Here is a 13483-nt window from a genome sequence, read left to right as displayed (position 1 = left end):
TTAGAGGAGGAAACTTGTGGTGGATAGACAGACCATAGATGCCAAGATACTTTCCAGAATGTTTCTGGCAGGAGCCAAGAACCTGGAAGCGAAGAAAGAATGGATCAACGAGCTGAATGTATTCCCGGTTCCGGATGGAGATACCGGTACGAATATGACAATGACTATTATGTCAGCTGCATCAGAGGTAAGCAGTCTTACAGATCCTGATATGGAGACACTCGCCAAGGCTATTTCGTCCGGTTCCCTGCGTGGAGCCAGAGGTAACTCAGGCGTTATTCTTTCCCAGCTTCTCAGAGGCTTTACCAAGGGAACCAAGGGACATAAAGAAATGGATGCAGTTGTGATCGCAGCTGCTATGGAGAAGGCTGTAGAGACTGCATACAAAGCAGTTATGAAGCCGAAGGAAGGTACCATTCTTACAGTAGCACGTGAGGCCGCAGTAAAGGCTGCTGAGATTGCAGAGGAATCTGCAAATCTGGAGCTTTTCTTCCGTGCCATTTTCGAGCATGCTGAGAAGACACTTGCCCGCACACCGGAAATGCTTCCTGTCCTGAAAGAAGCAGGTGTAGTAGACTCAGGCGGACAGGGACTTCTAGAAGTTTTCCGTGGTGCATTTGATGGTTATCTTGGAAAAGAAATCGACTATTCTGCATTTGAGAAGGTATCTTCCGGTCCGGCAGTGACCAGGATCTCCCAGCAGGCAGAAGCGGATATCAAATTTGGATATTGCACGGAGTTCATCATTCTTTTGAATAAGCCTCTTCCAGATGAGGAGCTTCACAGCTTCAAGGAGTTCCTTACATCAATTGGTGATTCCATTGTACTGGTAGCAGATGATGAAATCGTGAAAGTACATGTACACACCAATCATCCTGGCCAGGCATTCGAGAAAGCGCTTACCTACGGTGCACTTTCCCGCATGAAGATTGATAACATGCGTGAGGAACATCAGGAGAAGCTGATCAAGGATGCCGAGAAGCTTGCCCGGGAGCAGGAAGAACAGGAGAAGAAGGAAGCTGCTGCGAAAGCTGCCAAAGAGCATAAGAAATACGGATTTATCAGTGTTTCCGTCGGAGAAGGACTCTCCACCCTGTTTAAAGAGCTGAATGTAGATTATATCATCGAGGGCGGTCAGACCATGAACCCAAGTACAGAGGACATGCTCAATGCCATCGCTGAAGTAAATGCAGATACTATTTATATTTTCCCGAATAATAAGAATATTGTTCTTGCTGCAAACCAGGCGAGAGACCTTACCGAGGACAAAGAGATCGTGGTAGTTCCTACCAAGACGATTCCGCAGGGAATCACAGCTCTGATTAGCTTCCAGCCGGAAATGAATGGAGAAGAGAATCTGGAAGCCATGATGGAGGCTGTATCCATGGTGAAGACCGGACAGGTAACATACGCAGTCCGAGACACCAGACTGGATGAGAAAGAAATCCACGAGGGCGATATTATGGGAATCGGTGATCACGGAATTCTTGCAGTAGGAAAGGGACGTGAGAATGTTGCCAAAGAGATGGTGGCAGCTATGGTAGACGAGGATTCTGAGGTGATCAGCATTTACTACGGTGCTGAGACCACAGAAGAGGATGCCGAGAGCCTTGCCGCAGAGCTGGAGGAAGCATATCCGGACTGCGAAGTAGAGGTAAATATGGGCGGACAGCCGATTTATTATTACATTATTTCTGTTGAGTAATGAATAGCTGCAGGGCTGCGAGTGATAAAGAGATGGAAGACAGGGTGGAAGATTTCCGCCCTGTCTTCTTTAACAATAAACATAGGCTCATTGGTAATATTAAGTTTTTTGCGCACCGTGAAGCTGTTATTGAGTTCGAAGTGGTTAGCATGTGCAAAGTGAAATAAGTATGGAAAATCGGCAGTCTTTGTTGTAAAATAATGAGAACACTTTTCGGGCAAATGAAGAAAGACCCGGAAACAGAGATGAATGATCAGAAAGAGAGGAAAAACAGTGGCAAAGCTTCTTCGGGAACTAAAAGGAGTAGGAGAAAAGACGGAAAAACTATTTCAGAAGATCGGTATCACTACAACAGATGATCTGCTCCATTATTATCCAAGAAATTACGACTCATATGAGGCACCGGAGGAAATTGGTTCTTTGAAGGAGAACTCCGTGGTGTCTGTTCGTGGAACAGTCACTGCCGGAGTCTATGTAAACAGGATCCGTAATCTTCAGGTGATCTCCATCACTGTGGCAGATACCACCGGAAAACTTCCTGTGGTATGGTTTAATGCCCCCTACTTAAAAAACACCCTGAAAAAAGGCAGCTGCTTTATTTTCCGTGGCAAAATCTCCAGAAAAAAAGGTCATCTGGAGATGGAGCATCCGGAGATTTTCACACCGGCGGCTTATGAAGAAATCCTTCACAGCATGCAGCCCATATACGGACTTACTGCAGGGCTTACAAACAAACTGATAATCAAGCTGATGCATCAGATCCTGGATGAACAGAGCCTGCAGACAGAATTTCTCCCAGATGAGATTAAGGAATTTTATCATCTGGCAGATGATAATTATGCTATTTCAACTGTCCATTTTCCAGGCAATATGCAGGAACTTCTGGTGGCACGAAAACGCCTTGTGTTTGACGAATTTCTTTTGTTTATTCTGGCAGTACAGATCCTGAAGGGAAAAACAGAAGAAGCTCCTAACGCTTTTCCCATGAAGCCGGTGTGGACCACAGAACAGGTTATGGAAGGTCTTCCTTATCATCTGACAAAGGCACAGCTAAACGCCTGGCATGAGATTGAAAGAGACCTTTGCGGGCATACCCTTATGTCCCGGCTGGTTCAGGGCGACGTTGGAAGCGGAAAAACGATTCTGGCGTTTCTGGCAATGATCCTTACTGTGGAAAATGGCTATCAGGCAGCATTGATGGTACCCACAGAGGTACTTGCAAATCAGCATTTTGAAGCATTTACAAAGCTGATAGAGGAACAGGAAATTTCATCCTGCCATCCGGTTCTTCTTACTGGCTCAACCACCCAGAAAGAAAAAAGAAGAATCTATGGAGAAATCGCATCCGGGGAGGCAAATGTGATCATTGGAACTCACGCCCTGATCCAGGAAAAAGTGGTGTACGAGAATCTTGGCCTTGTGATCACCGATGAGCAGCATCGCTTTGGCGTGAAGCAAAGAGAGGCACTGACTACCAGGGGAAATGCGCCGCATGTGCTGGTTATGAGTGCCACTCCCATCCCCAGAACTCTTGCGATCATTGTATACGGGGATCTGGATATTTCCATTATAGATGAGCTTCCTGCCATGCGTCTCCCGATTAAGAACTGTGTAGTTGGCACGTCTTATCGCCCGAAAGCCTACTCCTTTATAGAAAGGCAGGTGCGGGAAGGGCGCCAGGCGTATGTGATTTGCCCTATGGTCGAAGAAAGTGAGGGGGCAGATGGGGAAAACGTGACGGACTATACAGCACGGCTGAGGGAGATTTTCCCATCAGACATCACCATTGGAATGCTCCATGGAAAAATGAAGCCCAAGGAAAAGAATGGAATCATGGAACAGTTTGCAAGGGGAGAAATCCAGGTGCTGGTGTCTACTACAGTAGTGGAAGTAGGGGTAAATGTGCCAAACGCTACGGTGATGATGGTAGAAAATGCGGAGCGGTTCGGACTTGCGCAGCTTCATCAGCTGAGAGGGCGTGTTGGACGTGGGGCGTATCAGTCTTACTGTATTTTTATGCAGGGAAATGAAGAGGAAGAGACCTCCAGAAGACTGGAGATTTTGAATAAATCGAATGATGGATTTTTTATAGCAGGGGAGGATCTGAAGCTTCGGGGACCGGGAGATCTGTTTGGAATCCGTCAGAGCGGACAGCTGGAGTTTCGGATCGGAGATATTTATCAGGATTCGGATATATTGAAGGCTGCCAGTGATGCTGCGGGAGGAATCCTGGATCTTGACAGGGAGCTGGAGCTGCCCCAGCACGAAAAATTGAAAGAAAGATTGAATGCTTATATGAAATATGACCTTGAGAACCTTGGATTGTAAGGTTTTACAGGGAAATAGATGACGAAAAAAATAAGAAAATCCATCCTTTTTTTGGTAATAACTGTGCAAGAAAACAAAAATTATCAGGATTTTAAGATTTGTACCCGAGGATTTCCTGAAATTAACAGGTTTTGTTTGTATACTTTTACCTATGAATTCAGAGAAATGGTTTGTCAAGGGGGATTTTATCAGAACTTGCAAAAAAAATTGATTCGTAGTATTCTATCATAGAAGCGAAAACGAAGATTATATTCACCGTCAAGGAGGCTATTATAATGGCTACGAAGAGAACTACAAAAAAGGCAGAAACAATGGCGGCCAAGAAGGCTGCTAAGACTGTGGCTGAGGTTAAAGCTACAGCTGCAGCAGAGGTAAAGGCTGAGCCAAGTAAGGCAGAGGCTGTTAAGACAGCTGTTGTTGAGACTGTGAAAGCAGCTACAGAGACTGTTAAGGCTGCTACTGAGAGCGTTAAAGAGACTGCGAAAGAGGCTGTTAAGGAGACTGCAAAGGCTCCGGCTAAGACAGCTGGGAAGGCAGAGGCTAAGAAGCCTGCTGTTAGAAGAACTGCTAAGAAGGCGGCTGTTGCAGCAGAGGAGATTTTTATTCAGTATGCAGGCAAGGAATTCACTACTAAGGATGTAGTAGCAAATGTGAAAAAGGCCTGGACAGAGATGACCGGAAAGAAAGAAGAAGATATCCAGGATATTAAAGTTTACGTTAAGACTGAAGAGAATAAGGCATATTATGTAGTAAACGGTGAAGCAGAGGGACATTACGTAGAGCTGTAATTTCCCCTATATGAATGGCTTCAGGGAGTGTGTGAGTGCGTTCCCTGAAGCCTTTTTTGATTTCGAGGGACGTGAGAGGAAGTGAGTGCCGTCTGGGGGCGGTGCCGAAATGGGGTGTCTGGCTCCGCCGCCTAGTGATCTATAAAATTGCAAACTCGCCCTTGCAGGGCTCAGACAGTGCAATTTTATAGATCGCTATGCTCGCCAGACGCCCCATTTCGGCAATGCCCCCAGACGGCACCCACTTCCTCTCACTGGTTACTGGGAAGGGACGGCGGCTGCAGGCAGCGCCTGGGGATAGGATAATTGTATAGGTGGGAAGGTGCAAGATGGGATCGGGGGATGGAGAGCTTGCGTGCGGGCAGCGCCTGGGGGAGGATAATTGTGTAAGTGGGAAGGTGCAAGATGGGATCGGGAAATGGAGAGCTTGTGTGCAGGGCAGTGCTTAGTGTGGGGAAATAAATTGCTGGACAAAAGGGGGTAAATAGGATAAAATATTTAGATATAGACAGGAGTAGCCCCTTGATTTGACAAGGGGTCTTTTTATGAAAGGAATAAAGTATGTTTAATGAAATTGATTTCAGTAAGATAGATACGAGTATTACACCGCCTCAGGATGATACAGAGCGTCAGTATTATTATATGGCGAAGCTGGCTGAGATGGTGGCTTTGAGGGAGCGGGAGCTGGGACGGCGGATTACTTATTGTCTGCAGACGTTTGGGTGTCAGATGAATGAGAAGCAATCTGAGGTTGTCGCAGGGATTATGGATGAGATTGGTTTTAAGAGACAGGAAACAGAGGATGCGGATGTTGTGATTTATAATACCTGTACGGTTCGTGAGAATGCCAATCTTAAGGTGTATGGTCGCCTTGGTAAGTTGCATAGTCTGAAGAAGTCTAATCCGGATATGAAGATTGCTTTGTTTGGGTGTATGATGCAGGAGAAGCAGGTTGTGGATAAGATCCAGAAGGATTATCCATTTGTCAATCTGGTGTTTGGAACCCATAATATTTTTAAGTTTGCAGAGCTGTTTTATGAGATGGAGAATCGTGACAGCCAGCTGATCGATATCTGGGAGGGTACGGATAAGATCGTGGAGGAGCTGCCTACAGAGCGTAATTATTCTTTTAAGTCCGGTGTGAATATTATGTTTGGATGTAATAATTTCTGCAGTTATTGCATTGTGCCTTATGTAAGAGGGCGTGAAAGAAGCCGTGAGCCGGAGGCGATTGTGAAAGAGATAGAGGCTCTGGTGGCGGATGGCGTTACAGAGGTTATGCTTCTGGGACAGAATGTAAACTCTTATGGAAAGACTTTGAAGGATCCGGTGACTTTTGCACAGCTTCTTGAGAAGGTGGAGCAGATCGAGGGGCTGAAGAGAATCCGGTTTATGACTTCTCATCCGAAGGATCTATCTGATGAGCTGATCGAATATATGAGTAAGAGCAGGAAGGTGTGCCATCATCTGCATCTGCCTATGCAGTCTGGCAGCAGCCGTATCCTGAAGATCATGAACCGGCATTATGATAAGGAGAAGTATCTGGGACTGGTGGAGAAAATCCGTACAGCGGTGCCGGATATTTCCCTGACTACAGATATTATTGTAGGTTTCCCGGGTGAAACTGAGGAGGATTTTCAGGAAACTCTGGATGTAGTGGAGAAATCTGATTTTGATACTGCATTTACCTTTATCTATTCCAAGAGAAGCGGCACTCCTGCGGCGAAGATGGAGGATCAGGTTCCAGAGGATGTGGTGAAGGATCGTTTTGACCGCCTTCTAAAGCTGGTTCAGGAGAAAGGAAGAGAAGTCTCTTCCAGATTCCAGGGCGAGGTTCAGGAAGTTCTTGTTGAGACGGAGAGCAAGGAAAAGGGTATTTTCACAGGAAGAACCCAGTATAATCTGCTGGTTCATTTTCCAGGAACCCCGGATCTTCTTGGCAAGTATGTGAATGTGCGTCTGGATACCTGTAAAGGCTTCTATTACATGGGAACAAGAGTGGAGGATTAAAGCACCTGCCGAATCGTTACAAAAGATTTATATATCAGATTTTTTTATTCTGTAATCCTGACTATGAATAAAAAGCAATATTTGGCAAAAAGGCTACTGTCACTCCGTGACCAGTAACACGCTTTGCGATGCGCAGAAATCATGCATTCGCATGATTTCGTGCTGAGATTCCCGGACTTCCTGTGAACTTTGTTCGCAAAAAACACCTTGCGGAACGTTACCATTGAACCGTAAAGTAAAAAGCGCAAATAATATAAATAATTACAAAAAAGGTTGCATTTTTGTGATAAATAGTGCAATATTATTATATTGAACACTCGTGGGAAAGGCGGCACCTGTAATGGTTAAAGGGCTGTGCAGGAAATTTAATGCATTGTTGAGGAAAGAAGCAGTTCATGAGAATGAGCCTCAGCGTATATTGTTCCTTCTCAGAATTATATTGTTGATTCTGGGACTTTATTTTCTGATCATTCCGTTAGTATTCTGCATTGTGGGACCGAAGACAGAGGTCTGGACAGGATATATTTTCGCAGCAATGTCGGTTGCTGCTTTTTATGCAACATACCGGTTGAAGGTACACACCAGTGTGCTTGTCTGCAGTAGTCTGCAGCTGGCATGGGTGATTGTGTTTGTTATTCTCTATGGATGGGACTGCGGTATTCAGCATCTGATGTTTGAGATGCTGGTACTGGTATATTTTGCTGTCTACAATTCTCTTGTGTATAAGGTCAGCTATACAGTAGTTCTGTTCGCAGTACGATTCAGCCTGTTTTTGTACTGCAGGGTAAATATTTCTGTTTTTGCCCTGACAGAAACGGCTACAGTTGTATTACAGATCATAAATACCATTGTGACGTTTGTGCTTATGGCTGTAGCGTGCAGTATGTTCAGCTCCAATGTGGAATCTGCGGAGAAGAAGCTGGTGCTGTATAATGAGCAGTTGAAGAAACAGGCAGGGACCGATCCGCTGACAGGTTTGTGGAACCGCCGTCAGATGATACAGTACATTACGGAGAAGCGCAGGAAAGAGCCTGTTATGGCGTTTACCATTGGTATGGGCGATATTGATTTCTTTAAGAGAATTAATGACCACTGGGGACATGACTGCGGAGATGCGGTACTGGTATGGATCACACAGCACATGAGCCGGGAACTGGGTGAGCATGCCAAATTGTGCCGCTGGGGAGGCGAAGAATTCATCTTCTTTTTCCCGGATATGAACGGAGACGAAGTATGCCTTATGCTCAACACTCTTCGCATGAAGCTGGGCAACGATCTGTTTGACTGGAGGGGAGAATGGATTCCGGTTACTATGACGTTTGGCGTGGAGGAGAATGATTTCAAGTCCAATATAGACACCTTGCTGAAAAATGTGGATGCGAAACTTTATATGGGCAAAGAACAGGGAAGAGACCGGGTGATCTATTAAACTCACCGGGTCTTTTGTCGAATTAACAACAGTAATAAGCAGGAGAATAAAACTTGTATGTATACAGTTGAAGAAATAAAAAATAAAGTAAAAACAGGAACCTGGACAAAAGAGGATGTGGCACGCTGTGTGGAGGAGCTGAAGCAGATATCGGATTTTACTGTTTATACAGAAGAAATCTATTATATAAGTTATGGGATTTTTGCCTATAATTTTCGGGAATATGCTTATTCTCTGATCGAAATCTGCCGGGAGGCCGGAGTTCACATGGAGCGTTCCAAGGAGAAATCCAGACTTTATCTTGCCCTGGTAAGACTTTATTTCTGCCTTGGTTTTCCCCCGAAGATTGTGGAATATGGCCTGAAATATGCCAATTCCGGATTTACCTTAAGATCCCCTCTGAAATCCGTTTATAACACTATCGTAGCCGCTTTTTCAGACTGTGGACTGTTTTTTGAGGCGGATTTTTATCTGGAGAAAATGATGGATATTTCCAGACTGGATCCCTGTGACAGCAGTGTGGATTTCTGGAATTCGGATACTTTAAATGAGCTGGTCTATTATGACAGCAAGGTTTACGTGAAGCTGGGAATGGGAGATGTTGCAGGTGCAGAGCAGGCGTCAGCGGATATGCAGGCGATTCTTACAGAACGGGAGATTCCTGAAGATGGCAGAGCCTTTTTCCTGCTTCAGAAGGAATTTACGGACTTGTATCTTCGCCTTTACCAGCAAAAAGACAAGGCGGTCATTGCGGAAGAATTTAACAATTATATGAAGAAAATGGAAGCCGGGGAGGGTGCCAGGGATACCTTAAGCTTCTGCGTCTGCTATTTCGGAGAGTTCCTTCAGGTAATGGCGGAGGAAGAACGCTGGGACGATATTATACGTATTGGCAATTACATTAAGAATGCCAGAAATTTCAGTGGAAGCTTCTGCACGGTTTATAAGCTTATGCGCACGGCTGCATACGGAAGTGACCGGGAAGAGCTTCGGAGACAGATACCGGAATTCGAGAAAATGTATCTGGAGTCTCTGGAGCAGGAGAAGGAGAATTACGACCAGATGGTACGTCTCCTTACCCGTGAGGAGCTTCGGATTGAACGCCTGAAGGTGTCCATGGAGAAGGATGCCCTTACCGGCTGTCTGAACCGTGCGGCTTTTGACAACAACAGCAAGCGATTTATGAAGAATCATAAGAAGGGCAGCCTTGTATTTATTGACCTGGATTATCTGAAGCTGATCAATGACTGCTATGGCCATGAAAACGGAGACCGTTACCTGGTGTGTTTTGCAGAGAATATGAAGTGTGCTATGGACAGGCAGGATCTTCTGTACCGGTATGCAGGAGATGAGTTCCTTATTTTGTCTGCACTGGAGCCGGAGCAGATCCAGGAACGGCTAAACGAAATTCTGGAAAAGAGCCCGATTCATTTTGATATTAACGGAGAAATCCGCAACATCAGCTTTTCCTATGGCATTGTGGCATTTGAGGAAAAAAAGGGAAAAATCGCAGATTTGGTGAAGGAAGCGGATCAAAGAATGTATCAGTGCAAGAGCCGGAATCATGAGCGTATTTCCAAAAGAGGTGCGGCGGAATGATCACGCGGGAAAATATTATTCATTTTTACACCAAATACAAAGAAAATCTGAAGACGGAAGATCAGATTCAGGAGAATCTGCTGAAGGCAGAAGACCAGGAGGCGTGGATCGAAAATCTGAAGAACAAATCCAGAATGATGCGCCGGCTTTACATTGAAAATGAGGCACTTCTGAATCTGTATATCCGCCCCTTCCTTGACGGAGAGGCGGAGCTGAACGAGGAACTGGCAAGAGAATTTCTGCATCAGATCCGCATGGCCGATGATGAGGGCTATGAGGATAACCTTGCCATGCTGGAAATTCTGGAGCTTCTGGATGGATATTTTCAGAAAAGTGATGATCTGGACTCTTATATCTGGACCCTGAATCTTCTGGGAAATTTTTATAACCGTCCCTTCAGTGATGAAGATGGAAAGAAAGGAGCCATGTATTTTGACAGACTGCGGGCACTTTCTTCCAGATATTTTGAGATTGAGGATTTTGACGTAAGGAAGCGAATCCTTTTTTCCTATTATAATTTTCCGATCGTGTTGATGAACTTTAACCTGGACACGTCCAAGGAGCTTTTGCAGTACATTGATGAGGCACTGGAATTTTATAATGATGAGAAAGTCCGGGAATTAGACGGAGAGCGGTTTGATTTTGATGATCTGATCGAAGAACTGAATTATGATCTTCTTGGAAATTCAGTCCTGAGATTTACAGTGAGGGAGATTGATCCGGAGCTTCTTTCCAGAGCATCCCGGGTACTGGAAGAATATTATCAGCGTGAGCTTGAGAAGAATCCGGAGCCCTACGAAATGCTGGATGAAATATACTGTAATTATAAGTCCTGTCTGTTCTATCAGGGGAAGATAACCTGCACGGAGCTTCTGGAGGATTATCGGAAATTCTGTGAATACAGTATGGAGCATGACGATCTGGACAGCCAGGAGGGAGTGTCTTTTTCTGACAGCCGCTATTTTCAGGTTGCGATCAACCATCTGCCGACGATTCTGGAATTGTTGGAGAAATATGCGGATGAATATCATGGAGCACCAGATCTCCGTGATTTTTGTGTATCCAATTATGTGCATGCTATTCGCAGGCTGTCCAGAACAGAAAACGATACCTTTGTAAATGATGTAGTATGGCGTTCTCTCAGGGATGTGTTGAAATATATTACCGGAGATGAAATAAACACCCTGGTTCTTATGCAGATCATGGTAAGCCGGGATGAGGGCACTGCCATGCACAGTGCAATGGTGGAGCAGATTGCCAGGCGAATTCTGAATGTAGTGCTGAAAAAGCAGCCGGAGCTTCTGATCGGAACCTTTGGATATGAGAATGTGGTGGAAGTGCTGGAAAATCAGGAGACCATTCTGGACTATGTTTCCCAGTCTGCACAGCTTCTGGATATTGGAATGATCAGACTTGCATCTATTGTGAACAAGCAGTCACGGCAGCTGACACAAAGGGAAAAGAATGATATTCTCAGCCATCCCTGCGAAGGGGCTAAATTCGTCGAGGAGATTCCGGCTCTTCGCAAATATCGGGATGCTGTTCTGGGACATCACAAATCCTGGGATGGAAAAATAGGATATCCGGCAGATTTTGACAATACCAGGTCAAATGTGCGTTTCCTTATTGAAATACTGCATATCAGTGATTGTCTGGATGCAGCCACTGACTTTGTGGGACGAAGCTATAAGAATGCCAAGAAGCTGGAACAGGTAGCAGAGGAGTTTTCCTGGGGAAAGGGTTCTGTTTATTGTCCGGAGCTGGTGGAGCTTCTGGAAGTGGACAAAGAACTGCGGGCAGATCTCAGATATCTGCTGGGAGCGGGACGCATCCGTACCTGTTATTCTGTATATGGAAAGGCAGTAGATCAAAATGAAATAGAAGAAAGCAGGTTGTTTACAGATATTGAAAACTGGGAAGCCAGCAGCCAGAAGCAAAGTGATGAAGAGGGAGATACGATTCTCGATTTTCTTCACAAAAGCGGAAACGAGAGCCGTCAGCTTCTTGGAGCACTGGCAAGGAATTCTCTGATCATTTTGTATGTGGATATGATGTCTGGCAAATACAAGGTATACTACCGCGGAAACCAGAGACTTCTGGATAAAAAGATTCCAGACGGTTATTACGGAGACTTCCTGAAAGAATATCTGGCGCCAAACTGTGAACCGGGCGACTGGGAAAAAGTACGGCTGAAAATCAGACTGTCAGAGCTTTCCCATATATTTCTGGAGCAGGAGGGCAGCTATGAGTGTGAAGCCCGGATCCGGGCAAAAGATGCCTACCGATGGGTGCGGTTCCAGTTTATCTGCCTGGACGAAGAAAATGTTATGCCCGGCATGATGACTCTGATCGCAACAGATGTCCAGGAAAGCCACAGCAGAAATGAACAGCTGATGAACAGTCTGAAGGAGGCATATCAGTCCGCAGAAGAGGCAAACAAGGCAAAAAGTATTTTCCTCAGCAGTATGTCCCATGACATCCGCACTCCTATGAATGGAATCCTTGGTATGACCCAGATCGCTATGAATCATCTGAACGATCCGGCACGTATTCTGGATTGTCTTCAGAAGATTGATGATTCTTCCAGACACCTTCTGGAGCTGATCAATGAGGTTCTGGATATGTCAAAAATTGAAAGTGGGGCTACGACACTTCACGAGGAACCACTGTACCTGAGCAAAACCATGAAAATTGTGGATGGAGTATGCCGTCAGGCAGCTGTTAATAAACAACAGATTTTTGATATGGATATAGAAGAAATCCGGGATGATCATGTGCTGGCAGATCCGGTAAGACTCAGGCAGGTTCTGATCAATCTGATTTCAAATGGAGTAAAGTATACGCCTGAGCATGGATGTGTGCAGGTAAAAGTAACCCAGGGCAATAGCTTTGCAGAGGGCAAAGCAAGCTATTCTTTTGTGGTGCAGGATAATGGAATCGGCATGTCGGAAGAATTTCAGGAGAAGCTGTTTGAGCCTTTTTCCCGCGAGGACAACAGTATGACAAATGCTACCCAGGGAACAGGACTGGGACTTTCTATAGCCAAGTCCATCATTTCGCAGATGGGTGGAAGTATTGAGGTAAAGAGCATTCAGGGGAAAGGTACGACTTTTCTTGTGCGGCTGGATCTGAAGCTTGTGGAAGAAGAGAAGGAGGCTGACCAGGCCCTACTGGCAGCAGAGGCTGGTGAAGAGAAGGAAAAAGATCCGGGCTTTTTGAAGGGACGCAGGATCATGCTGGTGGAGGACAATGAGCTGAACCGGGAGATTGCTTACGAGCTTTTGTCCGAATCCGGTCTGATCGTGGATGTGGCAGAGAATGGACAGGAGGCGATCAAGCTTCTTGGAATCAGGCCGGAGAATTATTATGAACTGATCTTTATGGATATTCAGATGCCGGTGATGAATGGTTATGAGGCCACGGCAAATATTCGCGCAGGAGAGAGCGACTACTGGAAAACTATTCCGGTGATCGCCATGACTGCAAATGTGTTCCAGGAGGATGAGAGCCGGGCAGCAGAGTGTGGAATGAGTGATTATGTGACTAAGCCAATTGACATGAATGTGATTTATTCTGTCCTTGAAAAATGGCTTCGAGGACAGAAAGGATGATGTGAGCCAGTAC

Annotated in this window: 7 protein-coding genes; all 7 read left to right on the top strand. The window is 45.4% G+C overall.

The window, feature by feature from the left end:
• Positions 1-19 precede the first annotated feature (19 nt).
• The 7 genes from AB5Z12_RS01275 (at position 20) to AB5Z12_RS01245 (ending at position 13470) form a co-directional block, all read left to right on the top strand.
• Positions 20-1705, top strand: a complete 1686-nt coding sequence (locus tag AB5Z12_RS01275) for a DAK2 domain-containing protein (RefSeq protein ID WP_118578114.1) — start codon at positions 20-22, stop codon at positions 1703-1705.
• 249 nt (positions 1706-1954) lie between these two features.
• On the top strand, positions 1955-4033 hold the full coding sequence (recG, locus tag AB5Z12_RS01270) for an ATP-dependent DNA helicase RecG (RefSeq protein WP_368356994.1): 2079 nt from the start codon (positions 1955-1957) through the stop codon (positions 4031-4033).
• Between the two features lie 275 nt (positions 4034-4308).
• Positions 4309-4821, top strand: coding sequence for a DUF6465 family protein (locus AB5Z12_RS01265; RefSeq protein ID WP_118578057.1), 513 nt, complete (start codon positions 4309-4311; stop codon positions 4819-4821).
• A 561-nt stretch (positions 4822-5382) separates the two neighbouring features.
• Positions 5383-6831 (top strand): tRNA (N6-isopentenyl adenosine(37)-C2)-methylthiotransferase MiaB, encoded by a 1449-nt coding sequence (gene miaB, locus AB5Z12_RS01260; protein ID WP_118578058.1) that lies wholly within the window; start codon positions 5383-5385, stop codon positions 6829-6831.
• Positions 6832-7207: 376 nt separating this feature from the next.
• On the top strand, positions 7208-8260 hold the full coding sequence (locus tag AB5Z12_RS01255) for a GGDEF domain-containing protein (protein WP_368368533.1): 1053 nt from the start codon (positions 7208-7210) through the stop codon (positions 8258-8260).
• Between the two features lie 57 nt (positions 8261-8317).
• Positions 8318-9859, top strand: coding sequence for a GGDEF domain-containing protein (locus AB5Z12_RS01250; RefSeq protein ID WP_368356993.1), 1542 nt, complete (start codon positions 8318-8320; stop codon positions 9857-9859).
• Positions 9856-13470 (top strand): ATP-binding protein, encoded by a 3615-nt coding sequence (locus tag AB5Z12_RS01245; protein ID WP_368356992.1) that lies wholly within the window; start codon positions 9856-9858, stop codon positions 13468-13470. The genes AB5Z12_RS01250 and AB5Z12_RS01245 overlap by 4 nt, the downstream gene beginning before the upstream one ends.
• Positions 13471-13483: the final 13 nt, after the last annotated feature.

The organism is Ruminococcus sp. RTP21358st1_G6_RTP21358_211008 (assembly GCF_040908885.1).
Classification (GTDB): Bacteria; Bacillota; Clostridia; order Lachnospirales; family Lachnospiraceae; genus Blautia_A; species Blautia_A faecis.
Note: the sequence above shows the minus strand (reverse complement) of the source record. Positions and strands in the feature narration are given on the sequence as shown.